The sequence below is a fragment of the Vreelandella sulfidaeris genome, from assembly GCF_042429665.1.
GTDB lineage: Bacteria > Pseudomonadota > Gammaproteobacteria > Pseudomonadales > Halomonadaceae > Vreelandella.
The window spans coordinates 770,430-789,399 of record NZ_JBHMAC010000010.1; the positions used below are offsets into that span (position 1 = coordinate 770,430).

At 55.4% G+C, this 18,970-nt stretch carries 17 protein-coding genes; 5 read left to right on the forward strand and 12 right to left on the reverse strand.

Annotated features, from left to right (window positions below):
• Positions 1–24: 24 nt before the first annotated feature.
• Genes ACFFLD_RS08480 through ACFFLD_RS08490 form a run of 3 tightly spaced genes read right to left on the reverse strand, consistent with a single transcriptional unit; the run spans position 25 to position 3,382 of the window.
• Positions 25–825 (reverse strand): ABC transporter permease, encoded by an 801-nt coding sequence (locus tag ACFFLD_RS08480; protein WP_386039105.1) that lies wholly within the window; start codon positions 823–825, stop codon positions 25–27.
• Positions 822–1,802, reverse strand: a complete 981-nt coding sequence (locus ACFFLD_RS08485) for an ABC transporter permease (RefSeq protein ID WP_386039107.1) — start codon at positions 1,800–1,802, stop codon at positions 822–824. Before ACFFLD_RS08485 ends, ACFFLD_RS08480 begins: the two co-directional genes overlap by 4 nt.
• The gene (locus ACFFLD_RS08490) at positions 1,793–3,382 is read right to left on the reverse strand and encodes an ABC transporter substrate-binding protein (protein ID WP_386039109.1); all 1,590 of its coding nucleotides are present in this window, start codon (positions 3,380–3,382) and stop codon (positions 1,793–1,795) included. Before ACFFLD_RS08490 ends, ACFFLD_RS08485 begins: the two co-directional genes overlap by 10 nt.
• Positions 3,383–3,493: 111 nt before the next feature.
• On the opposite strand from ACFFLD_RS08490, the gene nikR reads away from it, so the two are divergent.
• A complete protein-coding gene (gene nikR, locus ACFFLD_RS08495; protein WP_386039111.1) occupies positions 3,494–3,904 on the forward strand; it encodes a nickel-responsive transcriptional regulator NikR in 411 nt (136 codons plus the stop codon).
• A gap of 69 nt (positions 3,905–3,973) precedes the next feature.
• On the opposite strand, the gene ACFFLD_RS08500 is transcribed toward nikR, so the two are convergent.
• On the reverse strand, positions 3,974–4,456 hold the full coding sequence (locus ACFFLD_RS08500) for an FKBP-type peptidyl-prolyl cis-trans isomerase (RefSeq protein WP_071695751.1): 483 nt from the start codon (positions 4,454–4,456) through the stop codon (positions 3,974–3,976).
• A 177-nt stretch (positions 4,457–4,633) separates the two neighbouring features.
• On the opposite strand from ACFFLD_RS08500, the gene ACFFLD_RS08505 reads away from it, so the two are divergent.
• Entirely contained in the window at positions 4,634–4,915 is a 282-nt protein-coding gene (locus ACFFLD_RS08505; RefSeq protein ID WP_386039113.1) for a hypothetical protein, read from the forward strand.
• A gap of 85 nt (positions 4,916–5,000) precedes the next feature.
• Here ACFFLD_RS08505 and ACFFLD_RS08510 read toward each other — a convergent pair whose 3' ends face one another.
• From ACFFLD_RS08510 to ACFFLD_RS08545, 8 genes are all read right to left on the reverse strand, one after another.
• On the reverse strand, positions 5,001–5,471 hold the full coding sequence (locus tag ACFFLD_RS08510; protein WP_386039115.1) for a glycine zipper 2TM domain-containing protein: 471 nt from the start codon (positions 5,469–5,471) through the stop codon (positions 5,001–5,003).
• 329 nt (positions 5,472–5,800) lie between these two features.
• Positions 5,801–7,399, reverse strand: coding sequence for an isocitrate lyase (locus ACFFLD_RS08515; protein WP_386039117.1), 1,599 nt, complete (start codon positions 7,397–7,399; stop codon positions 5,801–5,803).
• A gap of 472 nt (positions 7,400–7,871) precedes the next feature.
• A complete protein-coding gene (locus ACFFLD_RS08520; RefSeq protein ID WP_386039119.1) occupies positions 7,872–9,062 on the reverse strand; it encodes a JmjC domain-containing protein in 1,191 nt (396 codons plus the stop codon).
• Positions 9,063–9,112: 50 nt separating this feature from the next.
• Positions 9,113–10,498, reverse strand: a complete 1,386-nt coding sequence (purB, locus tag ACFFLD_RS08525) for an adenylosuccinate lyase (protein WP_386039121.1) — start codon at positions 10,496–10,498, stop codon at positions 9,113–9,115.
• A gap of 79 nt (positions 10,499–10,577) precedes the next feature.
• Complete coding sequence (hflD, locus tag ACFFLD_RS08530; protein ID WP_386039123.1) at positions 10,578–11,219, reverse strand: high frequency lysogenization protein HflD; 642 nt, start codon at positions 11,217–11,219, stop codon at positions 10,578–10,580.
• Positions 11,216–12,361 carry a tRNA 2-thiouridine(34) synthase MnmA gene (mnmA, locus tag ACFFLD_RS08535; RefSeq protein ID WP_386039125.1) on the reverse strand — a complete coding sequence of 382 codons (1,146 nt, stop codon included), beginning with the start codon at positions 12,359–12,361 and terminating at the stop codon, positions 11,216–11,218. The genes hflD and mnmA overlap by 4 nt, the downstream gene beginning before the upstream one ends.
• Before the next feature lie 84 nt (positions 12,362–12,445).
• Positions 12,446–12,886: an NUDIX hydrolase gene (locus tag ACFFLD_RS08540; RefSeq protein ID WP_386039127.1), complete on the reverse strand. Its 441-nt coding sequence runs from the start codon at positions 12,884–12,886 to the stop codon at positions 12,446–12,448.
• Positions 12,883–13,494 (reverse strand): pseudouridine synthase, encoded by a 612-nt coding sequence (locus tag ACFFLD_RS08545; protein WP_386039129.1) that lies wholly within the window; start codon positions 13,492–13,494, stop codon positions 12,883–12,885. Before ACFFLD_RS08545 ends, ACFFLD_RS08540 begins: the two co-directional genes overlap by 4 nt.
• Before the next feature lie 220 nt (positions 13,495–13,714).
• Here ACFFLD_RS08545 and ACFFLD_RS08550 point away from each other — a divergent pair, with 220 nt between their 5' ends.
• From ACFFLD_RS08550 to clpA, 3 genes are all read left to right on the forward strand, one after another.
• Positions 13,715–15,949 (forward strand): NADP-dependent isocitrate dehydrogenase, encoded by a 2,235-nt coding sequence (locus tag ACFFLD_RS08550; protein ID WP_386039131.1) that lies wholly within the window; start codon positions 13,715–13,717, stop codon positions 15,947–15,949.
• A 270-nt stretch (positions 15,950–16,219) separates the two neighbouring features.
• The gene (gene clpS, locus ACFFLD_RS08555; RefSeq protein WP_386040415.1) at positions 16,220–16,528 is read left to right on the forward strand and encodes an ATP-dependent Clp protease adapter ClpS; all 309 of its coding nucleotides are present in this window, start codon (positions 16,220–16,222) and stop codon (positions 16,526–16,528) included.
• 139 nt (positions 16,529–16,667) lie between these two features.
• Positions 16,668–18,941, forward strand: a complete 2,274-nt coding sequence (gene clpA / locus ACFFLD_RS08560) for an ATP-dependent Clp protease ATP-binding subunit ClpA (RefSeq protein WP_386039132.1) — start codon at positions 16,668–16,670, stop codon at positions 18,939–18,941.
• Positions 18,942–18,970 lie beyond the last annotated feature (29 nt).

Sequence of the window (18,970 nt, forward strand, 5' to 3'; positions counted from 1 at the left end):
TTCATTGTTTGTTTCCTAACCACGCTAAAGCGCTCGGCGTAACTGAGTGGACAGACGCTCAAATCCCAGCACCATCAGCAATAACGCTAACCCGGGAAAAACACCCAACCACCAGTAGCCGCCGCTTAGGTAACGCATAGCGTCAGCCAACAACACCCCAATGGCGGGCTGGCTTGGGCTTAAGCCAAAGCCTAAAAAGGTCAAGGCCGCCTCGTGCAATATGGCGTGGGGGAACAGCAGTAGGGCGCCGATCAGGCACTGGGGAAGCAAGTGGGGCAGCAAGTGACCATGGAGTACAAACCAGCGCGACTTCCCCAGTGCTCGCGACATGCGCACATAAGGTGCTTGGCGCAGCTGCCAGAGCTCGGCGCGCAGTACGCGTGCCAGGTTGGGCCAGTGGGTCACCGCGACGGCAATAATCACCGCCTGGGTACCACCTCCCAGCGCAAACGCAATCAGCACCAGTAAAATCAAATGCGGCACGCTGAGCAGCGTATCAATCAGCAAACTCACCAGCGTATCCAGACGCGCTGATAGCGTGGCGAACGCCGCCAGACTCAGGGCGATCAAGGTGCTTAATAGCGCGGCCAAGCAGCCTACCCAAAAACTTAGTGCTAATCCCGCTATGGTACGCGCCGATAGGTCGCGTCCTAGGGCATCAGTACCGAACCAGTGGTCAAGGCTTGGTGGGGCCAGGCGGGCATCAAACTGCATCTGTTGAGCTAAATCGCCGATTAACCAAGGACTGGAAATAAGGGCGATGATGAGTATTGCCATGGCGGCGAGACTGAGCATGGCTCGCAGGCGCGGCTGGCTAGGGCTCATAAGCGACTCGGCTTAATACGGGGGTCCACAACGCCATAGAGCGTATCGGCAATCATATTGCCGACGCTGACAAACAGCGCAGTAAATAGCGCAATGCCCAGCAGCAATGGAACATCGCTGCGTAGACCGGCCGCTACCGTCGCTTGGCCTAAGCCGGGGTAAGCAAATACCTGTTCGATGATCACCGCGCCGCCGAACAGCTCTCCCAGTGAAGCAAAGGCCAGTGTAATAGCCGGTAAGCTGGCATGCCGAAGGCCATGCCGCCAAGCGACGTCAGTTCGGCTGGCGCCCTGGGCAAACGCGTGAGTGGCGACCTCCGAGCGCATGAATACCAGCATACGGTCACGGGTATGCAGCGTGATCGTGGCAATGCCCAGTAGCGTCAGGGTAGCAACCGGCAGCAGCAAATGGTGCAGACGCGTGATGATAGAGACGTCCTGATTCAGGGCCCCGACAGGGCCAGCACAGCAGGTGGGGGTCCAGCCTAGGGTGACCGAAAATAGCAGAACGGCGAGTATCGCCAGCCAAAAGGCAGGCGTTGAGGCGGTGATGTAGGCGTAGGTGCTGACGGTGTTGTCTAGTATTGATCCCTCGTTGGCACCAGCCAACACACCCAGGCTAAACCCAACCAAGGTAGAAAGCACCCAGGCGGCGGCTAATAGCCCTATGGAGCGCTGAAAGCGCTGGCTGATCACCTCGCTGACCGGCTGGTTATACACATGGCTCCAGCCTAAATCGCCACTGACCAAATGACGCAGCCAGTGGGTAAATTGCACCATTGGTGGTGCATCAAACCCCCAGCGCTGGGCAATCAATGCACGTTGCTCTGGACTTACCTGGGCCATCTGCGGGCCTAAGTAGGCATCAATGGGATCGACAGGGGAGATCATCATCAGCGCAAACGATCCTAGCGCAACGCACAGCATGACCAGCAGCACGCGAGCCAGTCGCTTGGCGGTCCGCACTATCAATCGCATGTCCAGCGCCACTCAGCCAGGTTGGCAGTAATGGGCCAGCCGTGACCATGGGGGGCGACACCCAACTCGCCAACGTCTAGGCAGGTATCAGTAAAATAGACATGTTCCAGGTTAACCAGCCAGGCCCAGCTGTTGTCGCCGCGCACGCCATAGCCGGTGCTACCATCCCACTGTGCTGCTTGCCAAAAGTGGTTGGCTTGTTCAAGGCTCGAGGCAGCCTGGGCTTCATCAAGATGAGCGTCCACGTCTGGGTTGGCGTAAAAGCCACTGTTGTAGAAACCGTTGCCTGCATGCTGGCTGTGGTAGAGATAGAAAATCTCTTGAGGACTGTGGCTGCCAAAACCAAACATGATAGCGTCCTGATGCAACGCGTGACGCTGGATATCATCCCAATGGCGTCCGGTAGGTTCCATCACGATACCCAGAGGTCGTAGCATGGCGGCACTGACTTCCGCGAGCAGCTGTCGGGTAGTGTCACCCGCGGGGTAGGTGATTCGAAAGTGGGCAGGCAGCCCTTGTTTATAGCGCACGCCATCATCTTGCATTAACCAGCCAGCGGCATCGAGCAGAGCGGCTGCCTGGGCATGATTGGGCGCCTCTATTCGCTCTGCCGGATCGCTCCAGGGGAGCCCGTCCGCCGGGCCAAACGCGGGGCGACCAAACCCGTTAAGCGCGACATCGACCAGCGTTTCGCGATCAATGGCTAGATTAATCGCTTGGCGGATGGCAAGGTCCGCCGTGACGTCATTGCCGATTGGGGCGCCTGAGGCCGCATGGTCACCGTTGGCGGGCTGCATCGGGAAAAGAATGCCCCGGTTATCGACACTCTTCATCACTACCCGCTGCATGTGCGCAGGTACCTGCTCCGCCAGGGCGGGCGGAACAGAAGCCACATCGACTTGCCCAGCATGGGCGGCACTTAGCGTTGCGTCTTCACCGGTGAATAGAAAGACGAGCCGCTCAAACTCGGGCACTGGGCCGTAGAAGTAAGGGTTACGTTCCACGATCAGTTGTTCGCCCTCTTGCCACTCCACTAGCTGGTAAGGGCCGGAGCCGAGTGGGTATCTGCCGTAACCTGGGCCATAGCCATTGTCGCGCTCGGCGTTGGGGACAATGCCAAGGGTCATCAGTTGATTGATAAAGGTGATACGTGGCGAGTGAAGGTGGAGTGTCACGGTGGCATCGTCAACCGCCACCGCGTTATCCAGGGCGCTAAGATCGGCACGGCCGCCTGCCTGGGCAGCGGCATTGAAGGTGTACGCCACATCCTGGGCGGTCAGCGGAGAGCCGTCGGCAAAGCGGGCATCCTCGCGCAGCGTCAGTTTCCAGGTAAGCCGGTCGTCAGAGAGTTCCCACGCGGTTGCCAGTGCTGGCTGGGGCGAAAAATCGTTGCCGCGTGAGAGTAGCGTCGACTGAAACAGCGGATCGCCATATTGTCCCCAGCCAAGCAGTGGATCGAAACCTTGCTCGGGTTCGCCGCCAATGGCCAGAACTAGCTGCTCTTTCGCTTGAACGGTACCGGAGATGGCTAAACAACTTAACGCAATACCCAGTAAGATGGGATGAGTTGGTTTAGCCATCGCTTTATCCTTAACGCTGTTAGTATGATGTTTTTACAATAACATCATACTAACGCGAGACGCTGGCCATGAGAAGTTGCTCAGCAGGTTGTTCAATATAGGGGGGGGAGAATGCAGCGTATAACGGTAACGCTTGATGAGGAGCTGCTGGCCGAGGTAGACGCGTTGATGCGTGAACGCGGCTACCAAAACCGTTCAGAGGCGATTCGCGATTTGACCCGTAGTGGATTAAAGCAGGTAAGGGAAGAAGCCGCCCCGGAGGCGCCGTGCATGGGAGCCTTGGTGTATGTTTACGATCACGCCGCGCGCGAATTGTCCAAGCGCTTGACGCGTCACTCTCATGAGCATCATGAGCTTACGCTGTCGACACTGCATGTGCATATTAACCATGACAGCTGTCTGGAAGTGGCGCTGCTGAAAGGCCAGGGGCGGGCGCTTAAACAGTTTGCTGACGAGGTAACGTCCTCGCGTAGCGTTCGCCATGGGCAGCTAGTGTTGATCCCCGATGCGCCCGATGCATAAGTGACGTAGCGTTCAGGCACAAAAAAGGTGGCCCGTAGGCCACCTTTCTAAACAGCTCGAGCGAGCTTATTAGTGCTCAACGCCGCCTTCACCGTGTACGTGGCCGTGCTCTACTTCTTCAGCACTTGCTTCACGTACTTCAGCAATTTCAACATCAAAGTTGAGCTGCTGACCTGCCAGCGGATGGTTGCCATCCACGACCACGGTATCGCCTTCGACTTTCTTGACGGTCACCATCAGTGGGCCGCCTTGAGTCTGGGCCTGGAACTGCATGCCCGGCTCAATGCTTTCAACGCCTTGGAACGCATCACGCGGTACTTCTTGCATCAGCTGCTCTTGCAGCTCGCCATAGCCCTCTTCAGGAGAGACGCTAACGTTCAATTTTTCGCCCGCCGCACGACCTTCCAGCTCTTTCTCAAGGCCTGGAATGATGTTGCCAGCGCCGTGAAGATAAGTAAGCGGCTCACGGCCTTCTGAACTGTCGAGCACTTCACCTGCATCGTTGGTCAGAGTGTAGTGAAATGCGACAACTGAGTTTTGCGCAATTTGCATGGAATAACCTTTCGGTGAGTGCATGTTCTACTTATGGTAACGCGTGTGGAGTGGCTTGTCAGGGGGTAAAGGCGCTTTTTCCTTCTCAAGGGTTTCGACAGTATTGCGCCGTAGAGTGACCAGGGATACCCTACGGCCATCCCTTTTTCCTTTGCCCTACTATGTTTGGAGCATGCAATGACGATCTTGATTATTTGGCTCATCGCGTTTTGCCTGATTGCTTTTTTTGTACATCAAGGCTGGAATAACGGCGTTAGCCAGAAATTAGACAAAATATTGCCCGGTTTTTTAAAGAGCCATGGTGACAACCGGTATCTATGGGTGATTGCGCTGGCCGTATTGGGCGCCACGGCGCTGGTAAACCCAGTGGATATGCTGCTCGTCGTGCTGCTGTTGGCGGTCATTGGCTTGATGGTGATGGCGCTGGTCAACTGGGTAGGCAACAAGACGCCCCATTAAGACCAGTAAAATAAAAGCCCGGCCATGTTAAACATGGCCGGGCTTTTTGCGTTAACGCGGTAGCGTTAGCTGTTAATCGGGCGTATCAATAAGGTGCAACGCTCATGTTGGCGCCGTTTCCGATCAGGCGGACACGCTGGCCTGCCTGGAATTGACGGTCTGCACGTTGTACAACCACCACGTCAGTACCATCGTCACGGCGAATTTCCATTTCCAACGCATTAACGCGGTTAGCGGCATCTTCTGTTGCTGTGCCTGCCACCGCACCACCCAGGGCGCCCGCCACGGTGGCTAGCTGACGGCCTGAGCCACCACCTACTTGGCTACCTAAAAGACCACCAATAACGGCGCCGCCGCCACTGCCCAACAGGCCGCCAGCACGGCTTTCAGCTTGAATCTGTACCGGACGAACCGCCACGATAGTGCCGTAGCTAACACTCTGGCCCGTTTGTGCTTGGCTGCCACGATAGACATCGCCAGAGTAACCGGACGTATTGGCACAACCCGCCAACGTGAGAATGCTTAATGCGGCAACGGGTACAAGAAGACGTTTCATTACAACCTCCAAAGCATGTCTATTTATATAACGATTTATATCACGGTTGTCCGTATAGCTGTCGATCACAGGACTTGTAGATCATGGACAGTCAAAGGATCGCTTACAGTAATAGAACAGTGTTCGTTAAAGATACCTGATGCCCATTGTTTTGGCTAGCGTGGTCTGAAAAGATCAGTCCGAGTCAGCAGGATAGCTTAACAATAGGTTATGTGAGAGTGTAACAGCGTATTAGGTAAACAGTGTGCAAATAGACGATAGACTGAGCCATTAAAAAAGGAGGCCGAATGGCCTCCTTCAAGAAGAGAAAATTAACGCCAGCGTGAGTGTTAGCCAAACTGGTTCATGGTGTTATCTTTACCGCCGGCTTTCAGGGCGGCATCGCCGTGGAAAAACTCCTTGTGGTCGTCACCGATATTGGAACCGGCCATGTCCTGGTGCTTGACCGTGGCGATGCCCTGACGAATCTCCTGACGCTGTACGCCTTTGACGTATGCCAGCATTCCTTCGTCGCCGAAGTAGCCTTTTGCCAGATTGTCGGTAGACAGCGCGGCAGTATGGTAAGTCGGCAGGGTGATCAGGTGGTGGAAGATACCCGCTTCGCGTGACGAGTCACGTTGGAAGTTACGCGTCCACTCATCGGCCAATTGGCCTAACTCTGTCTCGTCGTATTCAGAACTCATCAACTTATCGCGCTGGTAGGCAGACACGTCTTTGCCTTCTTCCTGCCAGGCATCGAATACCTGCTGACGGAAGTTGAGCGTCCAGTTGAACGATGGCGAGTTGTTGTAGACCAGTTTGGCATCAGGCACTACGTCACGGATGCGGTTAACCATGCTGGCGATTTGGCCCACATGGGGTTTTTCCGTTTCGATCCACAGCAGGTCGGCGCCGTTTTGCAGGCTGGTAATGCAGTCAAGAATCACGCGGTCTTCACCAGTACCTGGCTTGAACTGGTACAGGCCCGAGGCTAAGCGCTTGGGTTTAACCAATTGACCATTTTGCTTGATGACCACGTCGCCGTTATTGATATCGGCGGCGTTCTCGATCACATCGCCATCCAGGAAGCTGTTGTACAGATCGCCTAAATCGCCTGGCTCGTTGGTAACGGCGATTTTTTGCGTCAACCCGGCGCCAAGAGAGTCGGTACGCGCCACGATAACGCCATCGTCGATGCCCAGTTCTAGGAAGGCATAGCGAACGGCGTTGATTTTAGCCAGAAAATCTTCATGCGGGACGGTTACTTTACCGTCCTGGTGTCCGCACTGCTTTTCGTCAGATACCTGATTTTCCAACTGGATGCAGCAGGCGCCAGCCTGAATAAATTTCTTGGCTAGCAGGTAGGTGGCTTCTGCATTACCAAAGCCTGCATCGATATCGGCAATGATAGGCACAACATGGGTTTCATGGTTGTCGATTTTGCTGATTAATTCCTGCTCTTTGCCACTATCGCCCGCTTCTTTGGCGTCATCTAGCGCGCGGAATAGATGGTTAAGCTCCCAGGCATCCGCTTGCTTCAAGAAGGTGTAGAGCTCTTCGATCAAGTTGGCGACGGAGGTTTTTTCGTGCATCGACTGATCGGGCAGGGGGCCGAACTCTGAGCGCAGCGCTGCGACCATCCAGCCAGACAGGTAGAGGTAGCTGCGCTTGGTGGTGCCAAAGTGCTTTTTGATCGATATAAGCTTTTGTTGGCCAATAAAGCCGTGCCAGCAGCCTAGTGACTGAGTGTACTTTGCGGTATCAGCGTCGTAAGCGGCCATGTCTTCACGCATGATCTTGGCTGTATAGCGGGCAATATCCAGGCCGGTGTGAAAGCGATTTTGCGCGCGCATCCGGGCGGCGTACTCAGGTTTAATCGCTTCCCATTTGCCGCCTTGCGCTTCACGTAGCTGGGCCATGGCTTTGATATCGTTAAGCAGTCCTGACATGAGCTTACCCTCTTTGGTCATCATGGTGTTTCGCAAATCAGCGTTATCTTATGCTGCACCTGCGAAGCTGAATTGAGCATTGTTGAATGGCGCTGTTTTGTCTCTAGGCCAATCGTCTCTAGGCCAATCGTCTCTAAGTCAATCGTCTCTAAGTCCGGCGTCGTTGAGTCAACGGTCTCTCAATCAAACGTAGGGTGCTTGGAAACATGGGGGCTAGAGACCCTTTGAACAGCGTGGCGGGAGGCGAAAATTGGCTCGCTAGCCGTAACGCTGCAATGCAATAACTATCCATGAGCAGCGAGCATTCAACAATTGACACTTGGGGGCACAGGGCGTTGTAACCCGACGACAGCGAGGTAACCAGAAGGCTGATTTATGTAGTCATTTTTCGTCAGGAGGGTACAAAAAAGCACTGCCGGGGCAGTGCTTGTGGGGCGTTATGACGTGTTGAACGCTGGAATAAGTCTATTGCTTAGTACTCCTCATCGTCGTCACCTTCGTCGCTCATAAAGCCCAGACTGCCGGTATTGACCAGCAGCGTGAACAGAGTCGCGGCGCCATCGAGTTCCAGGTCTTCTGCGTAGAGCGGGGTGGGGTCCGCCAGGCGTTTGGCTAATTCTGCATTACACGGGTGACCATCACCATCGACAAACAGCGTGGTGCCGCGGGCATCGCTGCGCCAGGCGAAGCGTGAGCCGGGCATGTGATACAGCGGTTCATCATCTTGTAGTTGCGCTACAAGCGCCGTTTCTGTCATCGGCGTTTCAAGAGGCACCACTTGATCGACATATTTTGGCTGAGTCATTACCCGGCCAAACCACTGAGCGACCTGGGTGGGATTATCCAGCGTCGAAATGATCAATTGACGCATGCGTTCTACCGCAGCATCGTCCAGCTCACCCGTCTGTTGGGCAGGCGCCATACCGGCATCGCTATAACGCTGCGAGGCAGGAAGCTGCTCGCCCAGGTAGTCGGCATAGGAGGTGATAGCCTCGTCGGCTGACGGCGCGCGAAAACCCACCGATATGGTCATGCAGTTATCGCTCTGGCTAACGCCGTGGTGTGCCCAGCCCGGTGGCAAATAGAGCATGTCGCCTGGTTCAAGCACCCAGTCGGAGTCCGGCTCTACGCTAAATTCCTTGAGTATGCGCAGGTCAATGCCTTGGATAATGGGCGCTTCATCGGTCAGTTTGCCGCCCAACTGCCAGCGGCGATGGCCGCTGGCTTGAAGCAAAAATACGTCATACTGATCAATATGGGCACCGACATTGCCGCCAGGAGGCGCGTAGCTGATCATCACGTCGTCGAGGCGCCAGCGCGGCAGGAAGTCGAACTCATCCAGAAGCGCGGCTACCGAGGGAACGTAGTGGTCAACCGCTTGAACCAGCAGGCTCCAGTTTTTCTCGGGCAGGCGCTCAAAGGTCGCCTCATCGAAGGGGCCGTGGGAAACCTGCCAAGGGCCCTCTGGACCCTCTTCCTCGACCAGGCGTGCTTCGACACCAGGCTCGCAGGCGAGTCCTGCCAGTTCATCCGCTTCAATCGGGCTGATGAAGTCCGGCATCGCACCACGGATCAACAGCGGCTTTTGCTGCCAATAATTGGCTAAAAAATCTGCGGCGGTAAGGTCGCCCAGCAGGGTTAGCGGCTTATCGTAATGGCTCATGGCGTATCCTGATGTTGTAGGCACAGCAAAGCGGCTCGCCGCTAATAGGGTTATAGAGCGTTCAGGCGTTGTGTCAGCGCGTTAGCTTGCGCGTGAGCATTACCGATATAGTTGGCCGGTGAGAGCGCCTTCAGCTCGGTTTTTACGTCATTTGGCAGTTCAAGAGTATCAATAAACGCGGCAAAACCAGCTTGGTCAATGCGCTTGCCACGAGTCAACTGTTTCAGCTTTTCGTAGGGTTTTTCGATGCCATAGCGGCGCATCACCGTTTGAATAGGCTCGGCGAGTACTTCCCAGCTATTGTCCAGGTCGGCCTCTAGGCGCTCGGGGTTGGCCTCGAGCTTGCTGATGCCTTTCAGGCTGGCGTGGTAAGCGATCAGGCCATACGCCAAGCCGACGCCGAGGTTACGCAGTACCGTGGAGTCGGTCAGGTCGCGCTGCCAGCGTGAAATCGGTAGTTTCTGGGCCAGGTGGCCAAGCACCGCATTGGCGAGGCCCAGGTTGCCTTCGGAGTTTTCAAAATCAATCGGATTGACCTTGTGCGGCATGGTGGAGGAGCCGATTTCGCCCTCTACCGTCCGCTGCTTGAAGTAGCCCAGCGAGATATAGCCCCACACGTCGCGATCAAAGTCGATCAGGATGGTATTGAAGCGACAAATAGCGTCAAACAGCTCAGCAACATAATCGTGGGGTTCGATCTGGGTAGTGTAGGGGTTGAACGTTAACCCCAGGCCTTCCACAAAGGTGCGCGCGTTGGCTTCCCAATCGATTTCCGGATAGGTCGTCAGGTGGGCGTTATAGTTGCCCACGGCGCCATTGATCTTGCCTAGCACCTCTACCGCCTCAATCTGTTTGAGCTGGCGCTTTAGCCGATACGCCACGTTGGCCATCTCTTTGCCCAAGGTAGTCGGGGTGGCGGTTTGCCCATGGGTGCGAGACAGCATGGGTTGGCCCGCATGGGCGATGGCCAGTTTGGCAATCTCATCAGCCACCTCATGCATGGTGGGCAGCATGGCGTTAAGGCCATCGCTGAGCATCACGCCGTAAGAGAGGTTGTTGATGTCCTCAGAGGTGCAGGCAAAGTGAATGAACTCGGTGACGGCGTGAAGTTCGGCTTGGGGGGCGATCTTCTCTTTAAGGAAGTACTCCACCGCTTTGACGTCGTGATTGGTGGTACGCTCGATCTCTTTGATCCGTTCAGCGTCGGTGACTGAAAAGTCACGAATCAGCTGCACAAGAAACGCGGTTGCCTCAGCGGAAAGGGGAGGAACTTCGACAATTTGTGTGTGCCCAGCCAAGCGCTGTAGCCAGCGAACTTCCACAATCACGCGGGCGCGAATCAGGCCGAATTCACTGAAATGTTCACGCAAGGCGGCGGCTTTTGAGGCGTAGCGGCCGTCAACGGGAGAGAGAGCGGTCAAAGCGGAGAGTTGCATGGCATCGTTTCCAGGTGGTTCGAGAACAGATTGATCGGGAACAGATTAATTCAGAATAGGGTGGTCAAACCCAGGCTAATTAGCTAAGCGAGTCGAGCGCCCGGCGCAGCGATTTTCGTTGAAATACCAGCTTCCAGCGACGTCCGCCCTGTTGGTGCCAGAGTAGCCCAAAACGTATTCCCGCCATCAGGCAGGCGCGCACACGTTCGGGCATCATGCGGCTTTGTAACAGCGACGGATCACCCTGCACCACGATGCGTGTTTTAAAGGTGGAGATCGTTTCCTGATACGCTTCACCCAGGCTTGAAACCACGTTCTCATGGGTAGTGCCAAAGTGTTCAGCCTGGCCTTGGATGCGGGTTAGCTTTTGCCCTAGAGAGTCCATCATGGCGTTATCGGTGCGCAGCTTGTTCATCAGCAGGAGCAGTGAGAAGCCGTAACGCAGCACCACGGGGTTGGCCTGCTTGCGGCCCACCAAGGCTTCTAACGTATCCAGGCCGCGGCGAAGGTTATTGGGGTGGCCGCCATAAATGGCTTCAAAGCTTTCCGGGTTGGTATCCACGGTCGCCTCGATCAGCGTTTCCCAGGCGCGCGGGTCGACCTGACCGGTGCGGGCAAGTTCATCCACCAAGCTTGCGGCTTGAAACACGCCAGCCAAGGCCAACGCTTGCCGGGCGGCCGGAGAATCCGGGGCGCGATGAATCGGAGTGGTAGGATTCATGCAGCAGCCTCCGCGGCTTTCTTCCAGGTAGCACGAATAACACCGCCACCCAGGCAAATGTCACCATCGTAAAGCACCAGCGATTGACCGGGAGTGACCGCCCATTGAGGGTCATCAAAGGTGACCTCGACGCCACCATCCGGCAGTACACGCACTTCACAGCCGCAGTCGCTTTGCCGGTAACGGGTCTTGGCGGTAAACCGTCCCTGTTGTACCGGCGGCTCGCCAGCTACCCAGTCCATCGCTTCTGTCGCCAGGGTGTCGGAGTAAAGCAGGGGGTGATGCTTACCCTGCACGGCGATCAGTACATTGCGATCAAGATCTTTAGCCGCCACGTACCAGGGGTCTTCCGAGTAATTGGCAAGCCCACCAATACCCAAGCCCTGACGTTGGCCCAGGGTGTAGTACATCAGCCCCATATGGTCACCAATGACATCGCCTTCTGGGGTTTCGATTTTGCCGGGTTGCGCAGGAAGATACTGCTGCAGAAAGTCGCGAAAGCGCCGCTCGCCGATAAAGCAGATCCCGGTGGAGTCTTTTTTCTTGGCAGTGATCAAGTCGTGCTGTTCAGCTAATGCACGTACCGCCGGTTTTTCCAGCTCGCCGACCGGGAACAGCGTGCGAGCAATGGCAGCCTCCGGCACCGCGTGCAGGAAGTAGCTTTGGTCTTTATTGCCATCCAGGCCTTTTAATAAGCGCGGTTGGCCGTTACGCAGCCCTTGACGAACATAGTGGCCGGTGGCGATTTTCTCGGCTCCCAGCATTTCCGCGTACTCAAGAAATACTTTAAATTTAATTTCTCGATTGCACAGGATGTCAGGATTGGGCGTGCGTCCGGCTTTATATTCGGCTAAAAAATGCTCGAACACGTTATCCCAGTACTCTGCCGCAAAATTGGCAGTGTGCAGTTTAATGCCAAGCTTGTCGCACACTGCCTCGGCGTCAGCGAGATCCTCTTTAGCGGTGCAGTACTCGGTGCCGTCGTCTTCGTCCCAGTTTTTCATAAACAGGCCTTCCACTTCATACCCTTGCTGCATGAGAAGAAGGGCAGAAACAGACGAGTCGACGCCGCCGGACATACCGACGATGACTTTGCCGCTAGCGAGGGGTTCAGCAGTGGATGACCCGGTTTTGAATGACATAGGCATCCTCAGTAAGAAAGGAGTGTGCATAAAGGTATGCAATTGGGCGGCAATTATACACGATGGAGGATGGCTTTGAGTACTTCACTCGCGAATCACCGCCAGCGGGTAACAAGGACCGCCAAGCGCATCCTCAATTCGCCTCAGCACCAGCGGGCTGCGCAGGCGCCCCTCATGATCCAGGGCACGTATTTGCTCAAGCGTGAGCCAGTGCGTTGCCATGATGTCGGGGTCGAGAGCGAGATCGAGCTGATCGAGAGGCTCGCCTATAAAACCATGGCTATGAAAGGTTTGCCCAGCCTCGGTGTGAAATACATAGAGCCCTAGATACCCGGTTAGCGATACGCGCCAAGCCGTCTCTTCTTTGACTTCCCGCAAGATGGCCGCGACCGGCCCTTCGCCTGGTTCGACATGCCCAGCGGGTTGATTGAACACCGTGTGCGGTCCACCTCGCTGCTCTTCGACCATTAAATAGCGATCATCCCGCTTAATGACGCAGGCTGCAGTGCTGTGTATCGAAGTCATAAAGGCTTCTTACGCTGTGCACCGGGCCGCGTGCGCCGACGCGTTGGCGTGGTTGAAGGTTTGGGGGCGTGTAGGGTCTCTTTGCGCCACTCGCCGGGGGCCAGGTCGTCCAGCCGCCAGGGGCCAATGGCGGTGCGAATCAAGCGCAGCGTGGGAAAACCCACATGCGCGGTCATACGGCGTACCTGGCGGTTGCGGCCTTCGCTGATCGTTAGTTCCAGCCAACTGGTGGACGGATGTCGCTTGGGGTCGATGGCCGGCTGGCGGGGGGCGGTGGTCGGCGGCTCTATTCGGCGGGCCTTGGCTGGCTGGGTCGCCCCGTCTTTCAGCGTAATGCCTTGGCGAAGCGCTTTTAGTGCGCTGTCGCTGATTTGCCCTTCGACCTGAGCCCAATAGGTTTTTGGCTGTTTGTGGCGCGGGTGCGAAATGCGATGAATTAGCTCGCCGTCATCGCTGAGCAGCAGTAGGCCTTCCGAGTCATAATCAAGCCTCCCCGCCGGGTATACGTCCTTGACGTCAATATAGTGCGCCAGCGTTTGGCGCCCCTCTCGGTCGCTGAACTGACTAAGTACCTGAAAAGGCTTATGCAGTAGATAGAGGTTGCTCATGGCATCTCGTTACTCTGGTCACTGACGTTACGTTCTGACGTTACTGTCTTTACTGGCTGGCTTTTATTGCTAAGGGCGCAATGAGCTCAACATGTCGACAATGCGCACGGCGGGCAGCGCTGGTATACTCCTGCCTACCTGATGGGGCGCCCATCGTTGAGTCAGCGCTCCGCTCAAGATTTCTTGCCATCGCAGCGAAAAGAGAGAGGTTAACGCAAAAATGACCAAAACGCCGAAGATCATCTATACGCTCACCGACGAAGCGCCAGCGCTCGCGACGCACTCCCTGCTGCCGATTATCGATGCGTTTACCGATTCTGCGGGTATTCAGGTAGAGACACGCGACATTTCTCTGGCCGCTCGGATTATCGCTCAGTTTCCCGACTATTTAAGCGAAGAGCAGCGGATCGGCGATCACCTGGCGGAACTTGGTGAGCTCACCAAGACGCCCGAAGCCAACATCATCAAGTTACCCAATATCAGCGCCTCGCTACCCCAGTTAAAGGCGGTGATTAAAGAGCTGCAGCAGCAAGGTTACAAGCTGCCTGATTACCCAGAATCGCCCCAGAGCGATGAAGAGAAGGATGTTCAGGCGCGCTACGATAAAACCAAAGGCAGTGCGGTTAACCCGGTACTGCGTGAAGGCAACTCTGATCGTCGTGCACCGCTGTCGGTTAAGAATTACGCCCGTAAATACCCGCACCGCATGGGCGAGTGGAGCAGCGACTCCAAATCACACGTAGCTCACATGAGCGAAGGTGACTTTTACGGCAGCGAGAAATCTGCGCTGATCGAAAGCGCTACTGATCTTAAAATTGAGCTGGTAGCTCAAGACGGCAGCACGCGCGTGCTCAAGCAGAAAACGTCCGTGCTGGAAGGCGAAGTGGTCGATGGTGCGGTGATGAGCCGTAACGCGCTGCGTCGTTTCGTGGCTGACGAAATTGCTGACGCGAAAGCAAAGGATGTGCTGTTCTCGCTGCACTTGAAAGCGACCATGATGAAGGTCTCCGACCCGATCATGTTCGGCATGGTGGTCAGCGAGTTTTATCAGGACGTATTGAGCAAGCATGCCGATGAGCTGAAGCAGGCAGGCTTTGATCCCAATAACGGCATTGGTGATCTCTACTCAGCGGTTAAATCGTTATCCGCAGAGCGTCAAACCCAGATCGAAGATGAGATCCAGGCACTTTATGCCGAGCGTCCGCGCCTGGCGATGGTGAATTCTCATAAAGGCATCACCAACCTGCACGTGCCCAGCGACGTGATCATTGATGCCTCCATGCCTGCAATGATCCGTGACTCCGGCAAGATGTGGGGTGCCGATGACCAACTGCACGACGTAAAGGCCGTTATTCCCGATCGCTGCTACGCCGGTATCTATCAAACGGTGATCGAAGACTGCAAACAGCACGGTGCGTTTGACCCAACTACCATGGGTAGCGTGCCCAATGTGGGCCTGATGGCGCAGAAAGCTGAAGAGTATGGCTCTCACGACAAGACGTTCCAGATCCCGAGCGACGGTACCGTGCGCGTCACCGATGCCAATGGCAACGTGGTGCTTGAGCACAGTGTTGAACAGGGTGACATCTGGCGTATGTGCCAGACCAAGGATGCGCCGGTGCGTGATTGGGTCAAGCTGGCGGTCAATCGTGCTCGTGACAGCGGCACACCCGCGATTTTCTGGCTGGATGCGCAGCGCGCCCACGATGCTCAACTGATCAAGAAAGTAGAACGCTATCTGCAAGAGCACGACACCGCTGGTCTGGATATTCGTATCATGACCCCGGAAGACGCCATGCGCTTCTCGCTTGAGCGTATCCGCAAGGGCGAAGATACCATTTCCGTTACCGGTAATGTGCTGCGTGACTATCTGACGGACCTGTTCCCCATTATGGAACTGGGCACCAGCGCCAAGATGCTCTCGATTGTACCGCTCATGAATGGCGGCGGCCTGTTTGAAACGGGAGCGGGTGGTTCTGCGCCCAAGCACGTTCAACAGTTAATTGAAGAGAACCACCTGCGTTGGGATTCGCTGGGTGAATTCCTGGCGCTGGCAGCCTCCCTTGAGCATCTGGGCAGCACCTTCAATAACGCTCGGGCAACCATGCTGGCCAAGGCGCTTGATCAAGCCAACGGCAAATTCCTCGACAGCAACAAGTCGCCGTCACGCAAAGTGGGTGAGCTTGATAATCGCGGTAGCCATTTCTATTTGGCGCTATACTGGGCAGAGGCCTTGGCCGAACAGGGTGAAGATGCCGATATGAAAGCGCTATTTGGTCGTTTGGCCGAAACGCTTAAAGACCAGGAAGCGACGATCGTCGACGAGCTGAATAGCGTGCAAGGGCAGGCAGTGGATATCAAAGGCTACTTCCACCCTGACCATGCGCTAACGAGCCAAGCGATGCGTCCAAGCAAGACCTTCAATAGTGCTTTATCAATGGTGGCCAAAGGCTAATCACGCCTAGTGATGCGTGGCCATTAACCCCCATCCGCGAAGCGGATGGGGTATTTCTGTATTGCACCCGCCTCGATACCTTGTGATATTTTAGATTTTCCATGAACCCTTGCTGATCGGCAGCGTCTTAGCTAGTAATTAACTAGTCATCGCGACACTTGACGCCACCACCGGTCAGTCTTGAGACAACCAACCGTGCTGCTTATGTCCAACTTAGAGAGTTCATACGTGACTGCCTTGCCCACGATAGTGGGAATGACGCAGCCAACGATGCCCAATGATGATGGTGATTTAGCGGTGCAGTCAGCGGAACCAGCGCTGGCGCAGCCGCCACTTTATAAGGTGGTACTTCATAACGACGATTACACGCCAATGGAATTCGTCATTGAAGTACTGCAAGGTTTTTTCAACATGGAAAGCGAGAAGGCCGTACAGGTCATGCTTGCGGTACATACCCAAGGAAAGGGCACCTGTGGCATTTTTACGCGCGATATTGCCGAGACAAAAAGCTATCAGGTAAATGAGTATGCCCGGGAATGTGAGCACCCGTTGATAAGTGATATTGAGGCCGCTGATTAAATCGTTGATAAAAAAGTTGGTGGTGAGGCTTGCAACAGTGCCATTTGTACCCGATGTTGAGAGTGCCGGTCGATTAAACTGATCCGACGCAAGCCCTAGGTGGCGATACGCCCTAGGTAGTAGCGAAAAGGGGACTGCCATGCTGAGCAAAGAACTTGAAATGACCCTGAACACGGCCTTTACTGTGGCGCGCTCCAAGCGTCATGAGTTTATGACCGTTGAGCACCTGCTGCTAGCGTTGCTGGATAATGCCTCAGCAGTAGACGTACTGAAAGCATGCGGGGCTAACCTCGACAAGCTGCGGTCCGATTTGCAGGATTTTATTAACTCGACGACTCCGCTGATCCCTGAAGGTCAGGGAGACCGAGAAACACAGCCCACGCTCGGTTTTCAACGTGTGTTACAGCGTGCGGTTTTCCACGTACAGTCATCTGGTAAAAGTGAAGTTTCCGGCGCCAACGTATTGGTAGCGATCTTTTCTGAGCAGGAAAGCCAGGCGGTATATTTCCTCAAGCAGCAAAACGTCGCGCGCGTCGACGCGGTCAACTATATCGCTCACGGTATTTCCAAAGTGGCAGGCCACGGCCCATCTCCTTCGCCCTCCTCAGAAAGTGAAGACGTGGAAGAGGGCAGTAGCGAAGGTGGCGCTCACCCGCTTACCGGTTATGCCACCAACCTGAATGAACAGGCCCGGCTGGGCAAGATTGATCCGCTAATTGGGCGCGATCATGAGCTTGAGCGCGTCGTCCAGATACTGGCGCGTCGGCGTAAAAATAACCCGTTGTTAGTCGGCGAGGCTGGCGTGGGTAAAACCGCAGTTGCCGAAGGCTTGGCAAAACGTATTGTCGAAGAAGACGTACCCGATGTTATCGCCGATGCGGTGGTTTATTCGCTGGACATGGGCGCGCTACTGGCAGGCACTAAATATCGCGGCGATTTTGAAAAGCGCCTCAAAGGCCTGCTGAGTGAACTTCGTAAGCAGCCCAATGCGGTGTTGTTCATTGATGAAATTCACACCGTGATTGGTGCCGGCGCCGCGTCTGGTGGCGTGATGGATGCATCCAATCTGCTCAAGCCGTTGCTCTCTTCGGGTGAGTTGCGCTGCATTGGGTCTACCACGTTCCAGGAATTCCGCGGTATCTTCGAGAAAGATCGTGCGTTAGCGCGGCGCTTCCAGAAAGTGGATGTAATGGCGCCTTCTGTTGACGACACCATCAAGATACTCAAAGGCCTGCGTTCTCGCTTTGAAGAGCACCACGAGTTGAAATATACCGACGGAGCGCTTGAAAGCGCAGCACGGTTGGCGGATCGCTACATTAATGATCGTTTCTTGCCCGACAAGGCAATCGACGTCATTGATGAGGCAGGCGCCCACCAGCGTCTATTGCCGCCGGAAGTGCGCGCAACCACCATCGATGTTGAGCAAGTGGAAGCCGTGGTGGCATCGATCGCGCGCATTCCGCCGAAGAGCGTGTCCAGCTCTGATCGTAAGCTGCTTGAAAAGCTCGATCGTGACCTGAAGATGCTGGTGTTCGGCCAGGATGAAGCGATTGATGGTCTGTCTGCGGCCATCAAGCTGTCTCGTGCTGGGCTTAAGTCGCCAGACAAGCCGGTTGGTAGCTTCCTGTTTGCAGGTCCAACAGGGGTTGGTAAAACCGAGGTTGCTAAGCAATTGGCGCATATCATGGGCATTGAGCTGGTTCGCTTTGATATGTCTGAGTATATGGAGCGACACACCGTATCGCGTTTGATCGGTGCTCCCCCCGGTTATGTGGGTTATGACCAGGGCGGCTTATTGACCGAAGCGGTTACCAAGCAGCCTCACTGCGTATTGCTCTTGGATGAAATCGAGAAAGCGCATCCTGAAGTCTTCAACCTGCTGCTGCAGGTGATGGATCACGGTCGCCTGACCGATAACAACGGTCGTGAGGCGGACTTCCGCCACGTTATCGTGATCATGACCTCGAACGCAGGGGCTGAGCAGGCATCGCGCCGCTCAATTGGTTTCCAGCATCAGGATCATTCAACCGACGCGATGGAAGTCATTCGTCGGACGTTCTCGCCCGAGTTCCGTAACCGCCTGGATGGCATCATTCAGTTCCACGCGCTGCCTGTCTCGGTGGTGCGCAATGTGGTCGACAAGTTCCTGGTCGAACTACAGGCACAATTGGATGAGAAGCGTGTTCAGCTGGATGTGGACGATATGGCGAGGGACTGGCTGGCTGATAAAGGCTACGATCCTGATATGGGCGCACGCCCGATGGCGCGTCTCATTCAAGAGAAGCTGAAGAAGCCATTAGCCGAGATGATACTGTTTGGCGAGTTGGCAGATGGCGGCGGTATTGTGCATGTCAGCCTGGAAGAAGGCGAACTGCATCTTTCTACCGAGGCTGAAATGGCCGATGCGCCCTGAAAAGCGCGCTAAGACCGCTTTTTAACCAC

Excerpts from the sequence above, each read along its gene's own strand:
- ACFFLD_RS08510 (WP_386039115.1), bottom strand. The coding sequence starts at position 5,471 with ATGAAACGTCTTCTTGTACCCGTTGCCGCATTAAGCATTCTCACGTTG.
- ACFFLD_RS08515 (WP_386039117.1), bottom strand. The coding sequence starts at position 7,399 with ATGTCAGGACTGCTTAACGATATCAAAGCCATGGCCCAGCTACGTGAA.
- ACFFLD_RS08485 (WP_386039107.1), bottom strand. The coding sequence starts at position 1,802 with ATGCGATTGATAGTGCGGACCGCCAAGCGACTGGCTCGCGTGCTGCTG.
- ACFFLD_RS08520 (WP_386039119.1), bottom strand. The coding sequence starts at position 9,062 with ATGAGCCATTACGATAAGCCGCTAACCCTGCTGGGCGACCTTACCGCC.
- ACFFLD_RS08540 (WP_386039127.1), bottom strand. The coding sequence starts at position 12,886 with ATGACTTCGATACACAGCACTGCAGCCTGCGTCATTAAGCGGGATGAT.
- purB (WP_386039121.1), bottom strand. The coding sequence starts at position 10,498 with ATGCAACTCTCCGCTTTGACCGCTCTCTCTCCCGTTGACGGCCGCTAC.
- ACFFLD_RS08550 (WP_386039131.1), top strand. The coding sequence starts at position 13,715 with ATGACCAAAACGCCGAAGATCATCTATACGCTCACCGACGAAGCGCCA.
- ACFFLD_RS08505 (WP_386039113.1), top strand. The coding sequence starts at position 4,634 with ATGACGATCTTGATTATTTGGCTCATCGCGTTTTGCCTGATTGCTTTT.
- clpA (WP_386039132.1), top strand. The coding sequence starts at position 16,668 with ATGCTGAGCAAAGAACTTGAAATGACCCTGAACACGGCCTTTACTGTG.
- ACFFLD_RS08545 (WP_386039129.1), bottom strand. The coding sequence starts at position 13,494 with ATGAGCAACCTCTATCTACTGCATAAGCCTTTTCAGGTACTTAGTCAG.
- hflD (WP_386039123.1), bottom strand. The coding sequence starts at position 11,219 with ATGAATCCTACCACTCCGATTCATCGCGCCCCGGATTCTCCGGCCGCC.
- clpS (WP_386040415.1), top strand. The coding sequence starts at position 16,220 with ATGCCCAATGATGATGGTGATTTAGCGGTGCAGTCAGCGGAACCAGCG.
- ACFFLD_RS08500 (WP_071695751.1), bottom strand. The coding sequence starts at position 4,456 with ATGCAAATTGCGCAAAACTCAGTTGTCGCATTTCACTACACTCTGACC.
- ACFFLD_RS08480 (WP_386039105.1), bottom strand. The coding sequence starts at position 825 with ATGAGCCCTAGCCAGCCGCGCCTGCGAGCCATGCTCAGTCTCGCCGCC.
- nikR (WP_386039111.1), top strand. The coding sequence starts at position 3,494 with ATGCAGCGTATAACGGTAACGCTTGATGAGGAGCTGCTGGCCGAGGTA.
- ACFFLD_RS08490 (WP_386039109.1), bottom strand. The coding sequence starts at position 3,382 with ATGGCTAAACCAACTCATCCCATCTTACTGGGTATTGCGTTAAGTTGT.
- mnmA (WP_386039125.1), bottom strand. The coding sequence starts at position 12,361 with ATGTCATTCAAAACCGGGTCATCCACTGCTGAACCCCTCGCTAGCGGC.